General features: G+C 41.1%; 16 protein-coding genes and 1 tRNA gene. 1 reads left to right on the top strand and 16 read right to left on the bottom strand.

Annotated features, from left to right (window positions below):
* Nucleotides 1-16: 16 nt before the first annotated feature.
* The 15 genes from NY014_RS15575 to NY014_RS15505 form a co-directional block, all read right to left on the bottom strand.
* Nucleotides 17-568, bottom strand: a complete 552-nt coding sequence (locus tag NY014_RS15575) for a DUF420 domain-containing protein (protein ID WP_259415464.1) — start codon at nucleotides 566-568, stop codon at nucleotides 17-19.
* On the bottom strand, nucleotides 555-1,223 hold the full coding sequence (locus NY014_RS15570; protein ID WP_259415463.1) for an SCO family protein: 669 nt from the start codon (nucleotides 1,221-1,223) through the stop codon (nucleotides 555-557). The genes NY014_RS15575 and NY014_RS15570 overlap by 14 nt, the downstream gene beginning before the upstream one ends.
* A 76-nt stretch (nucleotides 1,224-1,299) precedes the next feature.
* Complete coding sequence (locus NY014_RS15565) at nucleotides 1,300-1,629, bottom strand: cytochrome C oxidase subunit IV family protein (protein ID WP_259415462.1); 330 nt, start codon at nucleotides 1,627-1,629, stop codon at nucleotides 1,300-1,302.
* A gap of 20 nt (nucleotides 1,630-1,649) precedes the next feature.
* Nucleotides 1,650-2,426: a cytochrome c oxidase subunit 3 gene (locus NY014_RS15560; protein ID WP_259415461.1), complete on the bottom strand. Its 777-nt coding sequence runs from the start codon at nucleotides 2,424-2,426 to the stop codon at nucleotides 1,650-1,652.
* Nucleotides 2,427-2,451: 25 nt separating this feature from the next.
* The gene (locus NY014_RS15555) at nucleotides 2,452-3,033 is read right to left on the bottom strand and encodes a cytochrome c oxidase subunit 3 (RefSeq protein ID WP_259415460.1); all 582 of its coding nucleotides are present in this window, start codon (nucleotides 3,031-3,033) and stop codon (nucleotides 2,452-2,454) included.
* A 1-nt stretch (nucleotide 3,034) separates the two neighbouring features.
* Nucleotides 3,035-3,940 (bottom strand): heme o synthase, encoded by a 906-nt coding sequence (gene cyoE, locus NY014_RS15550; protein WP_259415459.1) that lies wholly within the window; start codon nucleotides 3,938-3,940, stop codon nucleotides 3,035-3,037.
* Entirely contained in the window at nucleotides 3,937-5,019 is a 1,083-nt protein-coding gene (locus tag NY014_RS15545; protein WP_259415458.1) for a COX15/CtaA family protein, read from the bottom strand. The genes cyoE and NY014_RS15545 overlap by 4 nt, the downstream gene beginning before the upstream one ends.
* Nucleotides 5,000-6,886: a cytochrome c oxidase subunit I gene (locus tag NY014_RS15540; protein WP_259415457.1), complete on the bottom strand. Its 1,887-nt coding sequence runs from the start codon at nucleotides 6,884-6,886 to the stop codon at nucleotides 5,000-5,002. Before NY014_RS15540 ends, NY014_RS15545 begins: the two co-directional genes overlap by 20 nt.
* A 6-nt stretch (nucleotides 6,887-6,892) precedes the next feature.
* Nucleotides 6,893-7,930 (bottom strand): cytochrome c oxidase subunit II, encoded by a 1,038-nt coding sequence (locus NY014_RS15535; RefSeq protein ID WP_259415456.1) that lies wholly within the window; start codon nucleotides 7,928-7,930, stop codon nucleotides 6,893-6,895.
* 23 nt (nucleotides 7,931-7,953) lie between these two features.
* Nucleotides 7,954-9,249, bottom strand: coding sequence for a quinol:cytochrome C oxidoreductase (locus NY014_RS15530; protein ID WP_259415455.1), 1,296 nt, complete (start codon nucleotides 9,247-9,249; stop codon nucleotides 7,954-7,956).
* Nucleotides 9,250-9,251: 2 nt separating this feature from the next.
* Nucleotides 9,252-9,872: a c-type cytochrome gene (locus tag NY014_RS15525; RefSeq protein WP_435520643.1), complete on the bottom strand. Its 621-nt coding sequence runs from the start codon at nucleotides 9,870-9,872 to the stop codon at nucleotides 9,252-9,254.
* A gap of 17 nt (nucleotides 9,873-9,889) precedes the next feature.
* On the bottom strand, nucleotides 9,890-10,423 hold the full coding sequence (locus NY014_RS15520; protein WP_259415453.1) for a DUF3341 domain-containing protein: 534 nt from the start codon (nucleotides 10,421-10,423) through the stop codon (nucleotides 9,890-9,892).
* A gap of 1 nt (nucleotide 10,424) precedes the next feature.
* Nucleotides 10,425-11,789: an NrfD/PsrC family molybdoenzyme membrane anchor subunit gene (gene nrfD / locus NY014_RS15515; protein WP_259415452.1), complete on the bottom strand. Its 1,365-nt coding sequence runs from the start codon at nucleotides 11,787-11,789 to the stop codon at nucleotides 10,425-10,427.
* A 17-nt stretch (nucleotides 11,790-11,806) separates the two neighbouring features.
* Nucleotides 11,807-14,887, bottom strand: coding sequence for a TAT-variant-translocated molybdopterin oxidoreductase (locus NY014_RS15510; RefSeq protein WP_259415451.1), 3,081 nt, complete (start codon nucleotides 14,885-14,887; stop codon nucleotides 11,807-11,809).
* 33 nt (nucleotides 14,888-14,920) lie between these two features.
* Nucleotides 14,921-16,183 (bottom strand): c-type cytochrome, encoded by a 1,263-nt coding sequence (locus NY014_RS15505; protein ID WP_259415450.1) that lies wholly within the window; start codon nucleotides 16,181-16,183, stop codon nucleotides 14,921-14,923.
* 412 nt (nucleotides 16,184-16,595) lie between these two features.
* Here NY014_RS15505 and NY014_RS15500 point away from each other — a divergent pair.
* A tRNA-Cys gene (locus NY014_RS15500) sits at nucleotides 16,596-16,666 on the top strand.
* 122 nt (nucleotides 16,667-16,788) lie between these two features.
* Here the strand turns inward: NY014_RS15500 and rpsA are convergent.
* Nucleotides 16,789-18,543: a 30S ribosomal protein S1 gene (gene rpsA, locus NY014_RS15495; protein ID WP_259415449.1), complete on the bottom strand. Its 1,755-nt coding sequence runs from the start codon at nucleotides 18,541-18,543 to the stop codon at nucleotides 16,789-16,791.
* Nucleotides 18,544-18,557: the final 14 nt, after the last annotated feature.

The raw sequence follows: 18,557 nt of genomic DNA, 5'->3' as shown, positions 1-18,557 counted from the left end.
ACCCAAATGGATTTTCTTAATGAATGTAATATGGTGAAATCATCAAATAAACGATTACACCGGTTACAGATACATACAACCAAATCGGATAAGCAAATTTAACTACTTTTCTATGCTTTGCACGCTGATCAGTGTATCCATAGTAATAAGCGAAAAGAATTGGAAATAGTGCCACCGCTGCAAAAACAATATGGGTAATCAATAGAAAATAATATACCGGTCGAATCCAACCCTCTCCTCCGAAAGGAGTACTTTCTGCAGCGCCATGGTACACAACATAGGAGACTAGGAAAATAGCTCCAAGCACAAAAGCTACGCTCATGGTTGCACCATGGTAATTGTACATTTTACGCTTGACAAACACCAAGCCTAAGATCAAGGCAATACTAGCTGCCGAATTGATGACCGCATTGAGATGAGGAAGGAAATAAACCCACTCAGCCCCAACATTTACTTTTTGAGGCATAAATAGTAGAACAGCAACTAAAATCGGGACTAATACCGAAACGAATACGATCCAATTCTTAACCTTGGACTCATCCTTTAGAATGGAATTACTTTTTTCCATGAAGTAACACTTTTGTTTCTAACATTAACAAATCTACGTCCTCTCTGTTTGTTCCGCTGTAATAACCACGGATTCTACCCAACTCATCAATCAGGACAAACTTATCACTATGTATAAAATCATCTGGATTTCCCATGCCATCAACTGTAGGAAGAACAAATCCACATTTGGCCAATTCGTAGGTTTCTTCCGGTGGCCCTGTCAAAAAATGCCATTTTCCGGGAATAGCATTGTGCCGTTCCGCATATTCCATTAAAACCTCAGGAGTATCATAGGTAGGGTCAATACTGATTGACATGATTTGAACCATAGGTTCGTCACGGAACATGTCATTCACCCGCTCCATTTCTTTGGACATGATTGGACAAATACTAGGACAAGAAGTAAAGAAAAAATCAACGATGGTGATTTTCCCTTCCATCTCTTTTCTACCTATAGCTTCACCACTTTGGTTCGTAAAGGTGAATTCCGGAATGTAATGTTGAGTGCTATCATTTGGAGGGCATTCCATAAATGGGTTGCTCACTCCATTTTCATAAAATACGGGTAAATCGTATTTATTTTCCCCAAAATTTTTTAGAAATAGAATGATTAGAACAGGTATCAACAAGATACACACCAGTACTAATCCTTGTAAAATTCTCAATCCTTTCATGATGTCCTTACAACAAAAAAGTAGGTTGAAGTGTCACACCTCAACCTACTTTTTTTATCACTTTTTTGATTTATTTCTACCAGCGCATCATAAAGATGTCTGAACCTTCTTTTGCCAGTGCAATCAGCAACCACACCAAGAAAATCAAAGGAACAATGATGGAATAAAACAAAGGTTTCACTTCATCTCCTAGGTGCATGAATTCCATCATAATGTATTTTGCTTTCCAAATAGTCAAAATTATGAACAAGGCGTAAAGCAGAATTCCTCTATCCATGGTAAATGCCATGACGAATTCAGCTACAGTGATAGCCAAAAGAATTCCAGCAGTCTTCCAGATTTTCTTTATTTTTTCGTTATTCCGAGGAATAACCTGAAGAGTAGATTTAGAATCTTGGATTTCCATTTCTTTATTTCTTTAATGCGTTAGATCAGATAGAACAAGGTAAACACGAAGACCCATACCAAGTCAACGAAGTGCCAGTACAGACCGATTTTTTCAATCATTTCATAATGACCTCTTCGATCGTATACTCCTACTGCAGCCTGATAGAATGCTAAGAATAATAGGACCACTCCGATAGTTACGTGGAAACCGTGGAAACCAGTAATGAAGAAGAATAGCTGAGCAAATGCTGGCGGTCCATATTCGTTAACCACTAGGTTAGCCCCAAAAACTGTTTCCGTTACTTCTCGGCTGAGAGAGTTGACATAAGTCATAATAGAACCTGCGTCTGTTCCATGAATGAAGTGATTCCACTCCCAAGCCTGACAGCTAAGGAAAGTGATTCCACCTACCATGGTCCAAAGCATCCATTTTACTACATCATTTCTATCATTTCGATGTCCAGCTTCAACTGCCAATACCATGGTCACGGAACTAGAGATCAGGATAAAGGTCATAATTCCTACGAATACCAAGGGAGCATGGAAACCATGAAGGAAAGGTACCGCTTCGAAAACCAATTCAGGAACAGGCCAGTATTCGTTTGATCCCACGAATGAATCAGCAGGACCATTGTAGGCTGGATAGCCCAGTCGAATCGAAAGGTAACTAATCAGAAAAGCGGCGAATGTGAAAATATCCGATAATAGGAAAAACCACATCATCAGTTTTCCATAACTAGCCTTGAGAGGTTCGTTACCCCCTCCCCAAGTGCCCCTTTTCGAGCTAACTCCTATTGCAGTAGAATGCGCAGACATATGTTATTTATTTGTACCAGGTAAATTAATGATTCAAAAGCAAAAACATAAAGAGATAGATCCACAATCCTCCAAGAAAATGCCAATAAGTCGTGGCCATTTCCATTGTATCCATAGATTGGGAATGAACTTTATATCTGAAGGACGAAATTAATACAATAATCAGAAATATCACACCGCTTATTAAGTGAAGCCCGTGCAATCCGGTGAAAACATACAGGAATGACCCTGAAGGATTGCCTACAAAGAAAACCTGACGGTCTACCAATGCAACCCAGCTATACCACTGCCCTACCAAAAATGCAATTCCAAGCAGCACAGCTATACTCATTCCAATCCTCAACTGCAGCAAATTATCCTTCTTTGCAGAAATATATGCCCAGTGCAAAAAGACTGAGCTCAAAAGGACAATCCCAGATGTAACCCAGAATATTTCAGGCAAGTCATACTCCAGCCAATTTCCTTCAGCTTGTCGTACGATATAGGCACTGGTCAATGCGGCAAAAATCATTACTACAGTAACCATGAATAGCCATAAGGCAAATTTCTTGGGGTGCATGGAGATTGGTTGTTCAACCAAATCCACATATTTCAGTTCCTTTTCCATGTTATGGTAGTTTGTCTAATAGGTAAGCTATTTGCACAATTGGTAAATAGAGAAAAGAACCAAACATAATCTTCAAAGCCGATTTTCTTGAACAGTCACGCATCAAAGTGAATGTCTGAGCTAGAAAAAGAACTCCACAAATTGTTGCAACGATACCGGAGTTTAAACCTGTCAAACCAAAGTATGTTGGAAGTAATCCAAGCGGTAATAAGAACAGGGTATAAATCATAATTTGAATAGCAGTATTCAAATCCTTGCCTCCCCCACTAGGTAATAGCTTGAAGCCAGCCCGCTTATAGTCTTCGTCACTTACCCAAGCAATAGCCCAAAAGTGAGGAAATTGCCAAATGAATTGGATTCCAAAAATGATAAGAGCCTCATAGCTGATCGCTCCTGTAGCAGCTGTCCAGCCAAGCAGAGGAGGCATTGCTCCTGGAATAGCTCCAACAAATACAGCAATAGGCCCAACTCTTTTTAAAGGAGTATAGGCAAATACATAGAGGATCATACTCAATATTCCCAACCAAGTCGTCAGTGGATTGGTGAATATCCAAAGTAATGTAATACCAATAATGGCTACCAAAATGGTAAACCAGGTAGCTTCTTTAACACTGATAATTTGAAGAGGTAGGGGACGATTTTGGGTACGCTTCATGAGCTTATCCAAATCCCGCTCCATGATTTCATTAGCAGCACCTGAGGCTCCTGAAATAAGAAAACCTCCTAATGCTAATCCCAAGAAACCAGCCCAACCAAAACTTGGATTAGAATCCCCAAGGATATAGCCAAATACGGCTGAGAATGTAACCAAACCAGACAAGCGAACTTTAACAAGTTCAGCATATGCCTTAATTCGGATCATCAATCCCTGTGAAATATTATGGTCAGTTACACCAACTGTCCTCATGATGGAGTTGAAATTATTGTCAAACCTTTTTGGGTTTTAAGCTGGAGGATCAATATGAACTGAACTCCAATAATCAAAGACCCAATTAATAAATGAACGGGTTGTAGAAACGCCGGTATAGCAAAGTAGGCCATTCCAATTCCTGTAGCTATTTCAAATAGAATTAAAAGGACTAGCACTTGCGACCATAGATTAGCAGAAGATTTCCGATGAGTATATTTAAACACCCAAAAGAAATACAGCACATGAACTGCTAGGAGAAGTAGCGAAAATGACCTATGAATAATAAAGGTCGTTCCTGCACTTTCTACCCAAGTATCACGCATCAGTCCTCCCAATTGGAAAGCAATTTGATCAATATGCTCTCGGACTTGCGTTCCCAAGACTACTTGCAAAAGCATCAGAATAGTTCCTGCAACTAAAAGCACCTTAAGCTTTAAGGGAACCTGATTTATTGCAATCCCTTCCTTGTCCAGATGAAGCGCTCTATGATTGATATAAAGCAGTAGAGCAACAAGAAGCAAGGCCAAGATCATGTGTAGCGTAATCATCCACTCCAACAAATTTGTAGACACTACCAGAGAGCCTATCCAACCTTGAAAGAGAACTAAGATCAGTGAAAGAACAGATAGGATTGGAATCCATTTATCCCGATCCCATAGTTTGAAAGATCTCCAAACTGTGAGAATGATAAATAAGCCAATGACCACTCCTATCAATCGGTTCACATATTCAATCCAAGTTTTGGTGGCATTAAACTCTTGCTCAACCAAAATGGATTTATCAGTTGCTATCCGATAGGCAGCTTTTTCAAAACCCAATTTTTCAAGTGTAGCTACAAACCTTTCGTTTTTAGCCAACCTTTTTTCAAGGTAAATCTCCTGATAATTTTTAGGGAGCTGATCCACACTAGTTGGTGGAATCACGCTCCCAAAACATTTAGGCCAATCGGGACATCCCATACCAGAACCGGTACTTCTGACAATCCCTCCGACCAAGATGAGAAAATAAACAGCTACCACCGTCATCAAACTGATTCGGCGGAAGCTGTTAATCTCTTTATGATTCTTTTGCTTCATTAGCAACCAAAGCCTCGGATTCTTCTTTCATGATTTCCAACTCCAATTTCACAAGCTCCTGCTCATGAGGAAGATTGGATTCTGGAGTAGCAGAAAGAGGTACGGTTTGAGGAATGAAATCTTCCTTAGCACCAGGCTTGGAGTAGTCATAAGGCCAACGGTAAACAGTTGGGATTTCTCCAGGCCAGTTTCCGTGACCAGGGTGAATTGGAGTAGTCCACTCCAAGGTATTGGATCTCCAAGGATTTTGAGATGCTTTTCTTCCTCTGTACATAGAATAGAAGAAGTTGAACAAGAAGATAAACTGAGCAGCAAAAGTGATGATAGCCGCAACAGAAACAAACATGTTCAAATCAGTATACATGTTAGAGAACTCAAATCCTGTCCAAGAGTAATATCTTCTAGGGAAACCAGCGATACCGATGTAGTGCATTGGGAAGAATACCATATAAACCCCAACGAAGGTTAACCAGAAGTGAACGTATCCCAAACGTGCGTCCATCATTCTGCCAAACATTTTAGGGAACCAGTGGTAAATACCTGCTACCATTCCAAAGAAGGAAGCAGAGCCCATTACCAAGTGGAAGTGTGCAACAACGAAGTAGGTATCGTGAAGCTGAATATCAATAGCAGAGTTTCCTAAGAAAATACCGGTAAGACCTCCAGAAATAAAGAAAGAAACCAAGCCAATAGAGAACAACATCGCTGGAGTGAAAATCAAGTTTCCTCTCCAAAGAGTAGTCAAGTAGTTAAACACCTTAACTGCTGAAGGAATCGCAATAATCAATGTCAAGAACATAAAGATGGATCCTAAGAAAGGATTCATTCCAGACACGAACATGTGGTGAGCCCAAACGATGAATGAAAGGATTGTAATTCCCAACATGGAAATAATCATCGCTTTATATCCAAAGATTGGCTTTCTGGAGTTTGTTGCAATTACTTCGGAGGTAATTCCCAATGCAGGCAACAATACAATGTATACTTCAGGGTGACCAAGGAACCAGAACAAATGCTGATACAAGACTGGGCTACCTCCGGTATTTGGTAAAGCCTCACCTCCGATGTAGATATCGGATAGGTAGAAGGATGTACCAAAGCTTCTATCGAATACCAACAACAAAGCTGCAGCAAACAACACAGGGAATGACAACAAACCAATGACTGCAGTTAGGAAAAACGCCCAAATAGTCAATGGAAGTCTTGAGAAGGACATCCCTTTTGTTCGAAGGTTAATTACTGTTGTAATGTAGTTAATACCACCCAGTAAAGAAGAAGCGATAAAGAAGGTCATCGCGATCAACCACAAGGTCATTCCAAGACCTGATCCAGGGATAGCTTGCTCCAATGCGGAAAGAGGTGGATAAACAACCCAACCACCGCCAGCTGGACCGGTTTTGATGAAAAGGGAAATAAACATGATTACACTGGAAATAAAGAAGAACCAGTAAGAAAGCATGTTCATAAAGCCGGAAGCCATATCACGGGCACCGATTTGAAGTGGAATCAAGAAGTTGGAGAAAGTACCACTCAAACCAGCTGTCAATACAAAGAATACCATGATGGTACCGTGCATAGTAACTAGAGCTAGATAGAAAGTCTGATCCAATTGACCAGTCTCAGTAATCCAACCTCCTAACAATGGACGCAACCATTCCAAATTCATATCAGGGAAACCTAATTGAAGACGGAATAGGATAGACAAAAGTCCACCAATCAAAGCCCAAAATATACCTGTAATTAAGAATTGCTTTCCGATCATTTTGTGATCGGTAGTGAAGATATATTTGGTCACAAAATTATCATGATGCTCATGATCGTGATGATCGTGCGCTGTATCATGTGTTGCAACAGATGCTGTAGCCATAATTATTTATTTTGTGTTTTTTCTTTTTTGAATTTCTGCCACTTCTTTCACCTCTACTTCTAACCCCTCAGCCAAGGCAGGATTCATTTGAAGGAAGGTCTTTTGCTCAGTAAGCCATTTTTGATATTCCTCAGGCTCTACAACCTCAATCACTCTTCTCATGGAGTTGTGACCTCGGCCACAGATCTCAGTACAAGCAATTTCATATACGAATTCCGGATCATTTAGCTCAGCTCTCATTTCGGCAGTAGTCTTGGTAGGTACAAACCAAAAACGAGTAGGCATTCCAGGTACAGCATCCATTTTCAATCTCATGTGAGGAGCAAAAACAGAGTGCAATACATCTCTAGCTCGAATTTTAAATAATACGGGCTCTCCTTTAGGAATTACTACAACTGGAGAAGGAAAATCATCTACAGAATTTTGATCTGTAAAGTCAATCCCCATTGGGTTGATAGCTGAAGTAAGTCTGTAGTCATAGTCTCCCAACACATTGTCCTGGCCAGGATATCGGATATCCCAAGCGAATTGGTATCCCATAATTTCAACCACATGTGCCTTCTCTGGAGCTGGAGCAGTAATATCAGACCAAGCCATCCATCCTGTGATAACTAGGATAGCAAGTACTACTGCAGGTACGGCTGTCCAAATAACCTCCAATTTGTTATTTTCTGGATAAAAAGTCGCTTTGCGATCTTCTTTGTACTGATACTTGTAAGGGAAGATGAAAAGCAAAATATGAGTGATAATGAATACGATACCTGTCACGGCCATCGTAACCCAGAACAAATTATCTGTAACTACTCCGTGTTCGGAAGCAATAGGAAGCTGATAGTTATGGAATTCTTTGATGGAATACCAAAACATCAAACCACCAATCGCCACCAAGAATACTAGAAATAAGAAGGCATTCACCTTATTACTTCCGGTAGCAATTTTCTTGTCAGAGCCTTTGACTACAGATACCAAGGTTTGGATACGGTAAACCATCCAAACAATGGAAAGGAGGAGAACAACCCCAACTGCAATTAGAAATCCGTACATGTTTTAACTATTTCGAGTTTGTATTAAATGTGATGATGATAGCTTTCTTCAAGCATTGGGTGATTTTTCGGGATCAGATTCCCTTTGGCCAGACCTCCAAGCACAACCAACGCCACCGCTGAACCATAAACCAAGAACATTCCAATTTCCATAAATCCAATACCTCCATTGTGACCCAAAGTACCTGGCTGAACCATCAAGAAGAAGTCTACCCAGTGCCCTACAATCAACAATGTACATACTAACTTAAGGAAAATTCCATGTCGCTTGGCATCTCTAGTCATTAGAACTAGGAAAGGCAGGACAAAGTTCATCGCAATATTTACAAAAATGAACCCTCCATACACGTCACTAGATAATCTTTCGATGAAGTAAACTGATTCTTCAGGAATATTGGCGTAGTAGATCAAAAGAAATTGTGAGAACCATAGGTAAGTCCAGAAAATGGAGAATCCAAAAACGAATTTACCTAGATCATGAACGTGGTTTTCATTGACCATTTCAAGGTATCCTTTCCCTTTCAAAAAGATCACTAACAAGGTAATAGCAGAAAGACCTGCTACAAACCAAGAAGAGAATACATACCATCCAAATAGGGTGGAGAACCAGTGTGTATCGATTGACATAACCCAATCCCAAGCAGATACAGATGAAGAAACTGCAAAGAATACCAAGAAGTATGCAGACCAGCTTCTCATTTTGAACCAGTGAGAGGTTCCTCCTAATTGATCTTCCGCAGCTGCAATTTTCTTAAACTTAGTAAAGAAGAATACCCAGAAACCGAAGAAGATAATCATTCTTGCAATGTAGAATACTGGAAAAGTACCCTTTTCCATTGGCCAGTAAAAGAAAGCTCCTTTACCATCAATAATTGCGTCGTATTCAGATGAGGCTTTATCAAAAAGCTCTGCATGCCACCAGTGGAACAAATCATGTCCCATTACAAAGAAGCTAGCAATCATTAGGATAGCTGCAATCGGTAGCCAGTTACCAAAAGCAAGCATTACTCTGGTAATTGGAGCAGACCAACCTGCTTGAGCAGCATATTGAATAGCGAAGAAGAAAACACCTACAATCGCAATACCTGTGAAGTAGACGTTATTGATCCAAACGTTTGCGAATAATCTCTGATACCAGTGGAAAGCATGCCCACCAGCCTCGGCTCCTTCTTCAGCATGTCCTCCACCCATCATAGCCAATACAACACCTACCACTAGCAGCGCTGTTCCAATTAGGAGGACGGTCATGATAGACTTTTTGATTCCAGCATTGAAATCAAATTTCTGATCTAGGTTAAAATTCTGAACTTCGTGAGCCATGATTATTGCTTCTGAATTACTTGTTTAACATAGGAAACGATCTTCCAACGATTTTCAGGAGTGATTTGAGAACCATGAGCTCCCATTCTTCCTTTACCCTTAGTAATGACATGGAAGATATGTCCTTCTGGAAGATTGATGTAAGCACCACCTTTTAGGTTGGCAACACCACCGATAATCTCACCTACTTTACCATCTCCCTCACCACCTTTTCCGTGGCAAGCTGAGCAATATTGTGTGTAAAGAGTCTCCCCTTCTTTGATGATCGCATCGTCGACAGTCAAAGGATTCTCTACCAAAGCAGCCTGCTCCAATTCGAAAGCTTTCAATCGATATGGAAGCATACCATGCTTGTTTCTAGGCACAGTTCCTTCAACAGGTTCACGCATATTCATCTGATATGGATTGTTCACATTACTGTTAAAGAACTCACCCTTTTCGTCCTCCCGATTGGAAAGCCAAGAACCTTGTGATTCATCTTTAATTTGAGACAAGGGCTCGTAAGGAACAGAATGGTACATTTGAGGGGCATATTCCAAACCAGGATTATCCTCTCCAGCTCTACAGCCTACGAAGATTGTCCCAGCTAATGCTATTCCCAAAATCCCAAGTTTATTCATCATTTTCATACTATCGGGAATTACTCGTCAAAACTTTTATTGTTCACTTCTGTAGCACCGGAGGATGCAAGGATTTCTTTGATTTTCTCCTCTCCCATACCGGAATTCACAGCCAAATCAATTGCCATCACATGTTTGTCATCTGTGATTCGGACATCGAAAATTCGAGGTTGCGCCCAAGGCTTCAAATTTGAGCTAACCATAAATACACCTACCATGCCGAAAGCAGCAAGCAATACAGTCATTTCAAAAGAAACCGGAATGAAATCCGGGAAAGCTGCGAAATCTTTACCTCCGATAATCATCGGCCAGTCAAACTTCATCATGTAGAACTGCATGGTCAATGCCAATGAAGTACCCAGCATTCCAAACAAGAAAGCTGCAATTGGAAGTCTGCTTCGCTTATATCCTAAAGCATGCTCTAATCCATGAACAGGATATGGAGAATATACTTCGTGAATTTTAACTCCACTAGATCTTACCTCCTTGACGGCATTCATTAGGACATCTTCGTCCTCATATACGCCTAAGACAAAATGAGTATCTCTTTCCATATTAATTAGCAGCTTTTTCAGATGAAGATTTCAACACTGACTTCACCTCTGCCATGTTGATCACAGGGAAAAACTTAGCGAACAAGAAGAACAAGGTGAAGAATAGACCAAACGTGAACAGATATACTCCGACATCTGCCCAAGTTGGGTAGAACATTGCCCAAGAAGATGGCAAGAAGTCTCTGTGTAGAGAGGTAACGATAATTACAAATCGTTCAAACCACATTCCGATGTTTACAACCAAAGAAAGGATGAAAGTTGCAACAATGGAAGTTCTGATTTTCTTGATCCAGAACAACTGTGGAGAAATCACATTACAAGTCATCATAGACCAGTATGCCCACCAGTAAGGTCCAGTAGCACGGTTAATGAATGCGTATTGTTCTGCTTCAACGCCGGAATACCATGCGATGAAAAATTCAGTGATATAAGCAATACCTACAATGGAACCAGTGATGATGATTACAATATTCATCAATTCGATATGGCCCATAGTAATGTAATCTTCCAATTTGAAGACCTTACGAGTAATGATCATCAAGGTCAATACCATGGCAAAACCAGAGAAGATCGCACCTGCCACAAAGTATGGAGGGAAGATCGTGGTATGCCATCCTGGAATTACTGAAGTTGCAAAGTCAAAGGATACGATGGTGTGAACTGAAAGTACCAAAGGAGTAGCAAGACCAGCCAAAATCAAGGATACGGACTCATATCTCATCCAAGTTTTAGCTGCACCATCCCAACCAAACGAAAGCGCACCATAGATAGTCTTTCTTAAACCAGTAGCTCGATCTCGGATAGTTGCGAAATCAGGGATCAATCCGATATACCAGAATACCAAGGAAACAGAGAAATAGGTAGAAATCGCAAACACGTCCCACAAAAGAGGCGAGTTGAAGTTTACCCAAAGAGATCCGAAAGTATTTGGTAGTGGAAGTGCCCAGTAAGCACCGATCCAAGGACGTCCCATGTGAATCACTGGGAACATCGCTGCACAGATAACCGCAAAAATGGTCATCGCTTCTGCAGCTCGGTTAATGGATGTTCTCCACTTTTGGCGGAAAAGCAACAATACCGCTGAAATCAGTGTTCCGGCGTGACCAATACCGACCCACCACACGAAGTTGGTGATGTCCCAAGCCCAACCGATGGTTTTGTTTAGACCCCACATCCCGATTCCTTCCCAAAGGGTAGCAACCAAGGCGATGGCTCCAAGTGCCAACACGCCAGCGGCAGTCAAAAAGGCCAGAAACCAAGCCAAGGATGGTTTGCCCTCCACTTGACGCGAAACATCGTGCGTGACATCGTGATAGGTTTTACCGCCGGTGACTAATGGCTGACGTACGGATGAAGTAACCTGCATAGTTTGTAAAATTATGATTACGCTTCGTTTTTGTCTTTATTTCTGATTTTGGTGAAATACCACACGTTTGGACTCACGTTGATTTCCTCCAACACGTGGTATGCACGCTCTTCATTCACTTCTTTCAAAGCAGAAGTAGTGTTTTCCTCGATCTTCAAAAGCTTAGAAATTCGGCTTTCTGGATCGTTCATATCACCAAATACTAAGGCGTCAGTAGGACAAGCAACCGCACAGGCTACATTGATATCTCCATCTTTCACCTTACGCTTTTCACGCTTAGCTTCCAATTTTCCAGCTTGAATTCGCTGAACACACATGGAGCATTTCTCCATTACACCTCGAGCTCGAACGGTAACGTCTGGATTCAATACCATTTTACCCAAATCATCGTTTTGAGCAACGTTAACTCCAGCAAACTGAGAGTTGTCATGGTACTTGAACCAGTTGAATCGACGAACTTTGTAAGGACAGTTGTTAGCACAGTAACGAGTACCGATACAACGGTTGTAAGTCATTTGATTTAGACCTTCAGAAGAATGGGTCGTAGCAGCAACCGGACAAACTGTCTCACATGGTGCGTTGTTACACTGCTGACACATCATTGGCTGGAAGGTAACCTCAGGATTTTCTGAAGCTTTTTCCAATCCATCCAAATCATCAGCTGCCGCATCAGAAGAATAATATCTATCGATACGGATCCAAGCCATTTCACGACGATTCAAGACTTCCTGCTTACCTACAACTGCCACGTTGTTTTCAACCTGACAAGCTACAGAACAAGCAGAACATCCGATACAGGAGTTCATGTCAATCGCCAATCCCCAGTGGTGCTGAGAATATTGATGACCTTTCCAAAGGGAAATTTTCGAAGGCTTAACAAATTCACCCTCTTTGTAGATTTCAGGCTTGTATCTGCCAGCTGAAGCATCTTGCTTGTACTCAGCCAAAGTAGCTTCCTGAATTACGTTTTCACGACCCATGAAAGTCTGATGGGTCTGTGTTCTAGCAATTTTATAAGTATCAGCAGTAACTTCAACAGTTACACCTGATGTAATATCAAAATTAACAAAGCCAGCAGAAGCGTCTAGAAGCTCATAAGCATTCACCCCTATTCCGTTTCCTACTCGACCTGCTTTGGTTCTACCGTAACCTAATGCCAAACCGAATGTGCCTTCAGCTTGTCCAGGCTGAATCAAAACAGGCACAGTCAATTGCTTACCATTTACATTGATCGTTGCCTTTCTGGTATTTTCCTCTACCATGGAAACACCATTTTCTGTCGCCCATTTCTGAGAAACAGTCAAATAGTTGTCCCAAGTAGCTTTGGAAATTGGATCTGGAGTTTCTTGTAGCCATGGATTATTAGCAAATGTACCATTACCGATAGCTACCTTGGTATAAACAACCAATTCAGCACCTGAATTATCAGCACTGTAAGTTCTGGCAACAGCAGAAGCTGCAGCAGCTACATCTCCTACAGGAGAAACCGCAGCGCTTTCTCTTTCAATTGCCAATACACCATTGTAAAGAGATTGATCCCAGAACTCTTGGAACTCACCGCCAGTCTCAAGTTGAGTAAACAAACCAGATTCCCAGCTTTGTTGCAAGAAATCATAGTAAGAAACAGTGTCACCAGCCCATGTCAAGAATGAATCTTGAGCTTGGCGAGTGTCAAACAACGGAGAAATGGTTGGCTGAGAAAGAGAGAAATGTCCTGGCTTCGGTTCGAAGTCATTCCAAGACTCTAAGTAATGGTGATCTGGAGCAACAGCCTGTACCAGAGAAGCCGTCTCATCCATGGTCATGTTAGTCGCTACACTGAATCGAGCTTTACCGATTCCTTCAGCGATTTCAGCACCTCTTGGATGATCATAAACTGGGTTACAGTTATAGAATACAACTGCTCCGATTCTACCAGCATTCAAGTCGGTTATGAATTGATTCATTACAGCATCATTTCCTTTTCGGAAATTCACAGGTGAACCAAAATCTACTGTAGAACCATTATTTCCAAGCAATTCGTTAATTGCATGAACTACAGTTTGAACGTTTGGATCGTTAGAACCAGAAACTACTAAAGATGCTCCTCTATTAGCCCAAAGTTCATTTGCTGCTTTTTCCAAGTGAGCAACCTCAACTGCAGGAGCAGAAACGGTTGATGCACCAGCTTTGGAAGCAATCATATTATATAGTGCCAATACAGCCAATCCACTTTGAGAAGCTTTGATTGGAGTTCGATAGTCAGCGTTAGCACCAGTCAAAGACAAATTAGACTCAAACTGGAAGTGACGAGACATCACAGGATTTTCCTTGCTGATTTTACGAGTCTTTGCATATTGACCAGCAAATTCAATTGGAGAAATCCAAGATCCTAGGAAGTCTGCGCCAAAGGATACGATGGTTTTGGCCTTATCGAAAAAGTAAGAAGGAACTACTGCCTGACCATAGTAGGTTTCAGATGCTTTCGCAATACCATAATTTGAAAGCGGATCGTACATGATCACTTCTGCTCCAAAAGCATCAGAGAACTGCTGCAAAGCTTTCTCGGTAGTTGGAGAAAGCATGGTATTTGCAACAACTTTCACAGAACCTGCGCTAGCAAGCTTTGATTTCACTTCTGCATCCAAGCTAGACCAATCGGTCTTTTGACCTGCCAAATAAGGTCCAGTCAATCGCTCTTTATCATATAGTGAAAGAACAGAAGCTTCTACGATGGCATTTACTTTTCCTTTATTAATAGGAGAAAGCTCATTTCCATCGATTTTAATTGGTCTACCTTCCCGTGTTTTTACAACGATGGAAGCATAGTCACCACCAGAAGCAAAGGTTGATGCGTAATAGTTTGGAATGGAAGGATTGATATCAACAGGCTTGTTGACATAAGGAATTGCTTTTCTAACAGGAGCTTCACAAGCAGCCAAAGAAGCTGCTGCCAAGCTAAAGCCCATTAGTTTAAGAAAGTCTCTTCGAGAAGCATTTCCATCCTCGGAAAGCGTTGAGGGAAGTTCTGGAAATTCCCTGTCTGCATTTTTAACAAACTCTGGATCGTTGCTGAGTTGCTCAAGCCCTTTCCAGTATGTTTTTTTAGTTTCCTTCATTTTATGATCTAGGAATAGAATTTCAGAATGATTTTAGTAATGACACTTTGCACACTCAAGACCGCCGATATCCTTCACTTTCAAGGCATCTTTAGAGTCAGAATGAAGTTGTACCAATTTGTCATAATACTCATTTCCACCAGCAGCAATTTCTGTCTGACGGTGACAATCAATACACCATCCCATTGTCAGGGAAGAATATTGATAAACCACTTCCATCTCTTCAATAGGTCCGTGGCAAGTCTGGCACTCGATACCACCGACTTTCACGTGCTGAGAGTGGTTGAAATAAGCTAGGTCAGGAAGGTTGTGAACGCGAACCCACTCAATTGGCTGGTTGTTATCAATCGCGTTATAAATTTTTTGAATTTCAGGAGAAACGCCCTCTTGGCCCTGTACGTTTTGCACATGCATGTGGCAGTTCATACAGATGTTAGCAGAAGGAATGTTAGCTGATTTACCGATTTCTACTCCAGTATGGCAATACTGACATTCGATTTCCAATGTTCCTGCATGAAGTGCGTGTGAATAAGCAATTGGCTGCGTAGGCGCATATCCTTGCTGAACACCCACAGAGTATAAGCCATCAATCGCTGTTTTTGCAACCAAGGCCACCACCAAAGCGGTTACAATGATTACAAAAGCATCACTTTTAAGAACTTTTCCTAATTGAAATTTTTGGGAAATGAATTCCTTGTCTTCATCGTCTAAATCCTGCTTGTTGACATATTTCGTAAGGATAGAAATAATCAATCCCAAGACAATCAAAATCAACAAAAGAACAATAACAAGGACAACCACGATGATGGTTAGGTACTCAGTCGGAATTCCTCCACCTGCACTTTCACCTCCTGCGGCACCAGCAGTAGCTGCAGCTGCTGCAGCTGGATCTACCTTGTCACCGTATTCGATGTAGGACAAGAGATTGTCCAAATCAGCGTCAGACAAAAATTCATGAGAAGGCATCATCAAGTTGTTGTACTCCGCATACAATGCGTTAGCGTAGTCATCACCAGAAGCGATAACAGCCTGTGAGTTTTTGATGAAGCTCTTTGCCCAATCCGGAGATCTTCTGTCAGTAATTCCGCGAAGTGCAGGACCTACTGCTTTCTGATCTAGTTTATGACACTGTTTACAGTTTGCGTTGAAAACTGTCTTTCCCGCCGCAATGGCTTCCTCACTGTCACTTACCGCCGGATCAGCAGCAAAAGCCTGCCCACCCAAGAACAAGAAAAACAGCAATGCCAGCGTGTGGAATTTCAATGGAACTCCTACTAACGAGCGTTTGGATAACATATTATTGCTAATTAAATAGTTTATTCGGTCCTCTTTAACCCCTGCAAAGGTAGTATCAAGGGTTTATTTTTCAAATATGGAATTTTTTAAGATGTTTTAGGAAGTGAATTTCCATTTACAATTATAGTCCATTGATTTACAATAGGTTACAATTAAAAACCAACACCTTTATTTATTTAGAATTATTATAAATAATATTGTTTCAATCCTGAAAAAGAATGGCGCTAAAAACCTAGATTTTTTGACTGGAATCTTCCTGCTATGCTTTAGAAATTTTGGTTTTTCAGACTTTGAAAAAAATCTAGATGTACCTTTTGCTCAAAATCGGATAATGCCTACCTTTGCCAACCGATTCAGGACCGGAAGATGTATTCAAATTATTTTTTCGGGTACTTGAGTTGAAAAATTAAAAGGTCGCGTGGCCGAGTGGCTAGGCAGAGGTCTGCAAAACCTTGTACAGCGGTTCGAATCCGCTCGCGACCTCAAAAATCGAAAGCATCCTGAACATCGGGATGCTTTTTTACTTTCTGGATCCAACACTTACAAGCAAACAAAAAACGCCGACTTTTCAGCCGGCGTTTTATTTATAAATAGAGCGGGAAGAATTACTTCTTTCCTTCCATTTTCTCTTTCAATTCTGCTAAAGCATCCAAATCACCCAAGGTAGATTTTTCAACTGGCTCCTGAGTTGTTTCTTTCTTCTTAGTAGCCTTCTTAGCAACTGGCTTCACATCCTCTTTGAATGTTGCAGTGTGGGACAAAACGATACGCTTGTCATCCTTAGAGAATTCCATCACTTTAAAGTCCAAAGACTCTCCTACCTCAACTTGAGATCCGTCTTCTTTCTCCAAGTTTTTGGAAGTAGCAAAACCTTCCAATCCGTAAGGAAGCTCAAGAACAGCACCTTTATCGTTTTTGGATACTACAGTACACTTGTGAACAGAACCTACAGGGAATACAGTTTCAAAAGTATCCCAAGGATTCTCTTCCAACTGCTTGTGACCCAAAGCCAATCTTCTGTTTTCTACGTCAAGTTCCAATACAGCTACTTCTAGCTCATCTCCAACTTTAACGAATTCAGATGGATGCTTGATCTTCTTAGTCCAAGAAAGGTCAGATACGTGAACCAATCCGTCGATTCCTTCTTCCAATTCCAAGAACAAACCGAAGTTGGTCAAGTTTCTTACCACTCCTTTGTGCTTAGTGCCTACAGCATACTTGGTAGCCATATCTTCCTTAGTCCAAGGATCTTCGGTCAATTGCTTGATGCCCAAAGACATTTTTCTTTCTTCCTTGTCCAAAGTCAATACTACAGCTTCGATTTCGTCTCCTACTTTCACGAAGTCTGCAGGGTTTCTCAAGTGCTGAGACCAACTCATTTCAGATACGTGAATCAAGCCTTCTACTCCAGGAGCCAATTCCAAGAATGCTCCGTAGTCAGCTACATTAACGATCTTACCTTTTACTCTAGACCCAACCTCTAGGTTAGCAGCAAGAGAATCCCAAGGATGAGCAGTCAATTGCTTCATACCCAAAGAAATTCGCTTCTTGTCATCATCGAAGTCAAGAACAACAACTTGTACTTTCTGATCAAGCTGCAATACTTCTTCCGGATGATTGATTCGTCCCCAAGAGATATCGGTAATGTGAAGCAAACCATCTACACCACCCAAGTCGATGAATACACCGAAGTTGGTCATGTTCTTGATCACACCTTCCAATACCTGACCTTTTTCTAGGTTGTTTAGGATTTCTGCTTTTTGCTTCTCAAGATCTTTCTCGATCAAGACTTTGTGAGAAACGACTACGTTATCGTTAGCGTGGTTGATTTTAACCACTTTCACTTCCATTTTCTTACCTACATAGATATCGAAATCTCTGATAGGCTTCACGTCAATTTGAGAACCTGGCAAGAAGGCTTCAACACCGTAGATATCTACGATCAAACCACCTTTAGTTCTTCTCTTCACAAGACCTTCGATTACGCTGTCATTTTCAAATGCACTTTCGATGTCCTGCCAAGCCTTAACGATTTTGGCTTTTTTGCGGGAAAGGATCAACTGACCCAAAGCATTCTCCTGCTCTTCGATGAATACTTCCACCTCGTCACCAGGCTTGATTGCTTCCATATCACGGAATTCGTTCAAAGGCACCAAACCGTCAGATTTGAATCCAATGTTGATGATCACGTCCTTGTCGTTCACACCTACTACGGTTCCTTTGATCACTTCTTTCTCAGTGATCTCATTCAATGTACCTTCGTACATAGCAGCCATTTGTTCACGCTGCTCTTTGGAATAGCCTTCTCCAAACCCTTTGGTTTCGAAGTTTTCCCAGTTAAAATCTGAATTGTTAGACATAATAATTATTGACC

This window comes from Algoriphagus limi, assembly GCF_024919275.1.
In the GTDB taxonomy this organism is placed as follows: domain Bacteria; phylum Bacteroidota; class Bacteroidia; order Cytophagales; family Cyclobacteriaceae; genus Algoriphagus; species Algoriphagus limi.
Note: the sequence above shows the minus strand (reverse complement) of the source record. Positions and strands in the feature narration are given on the sequence as shown.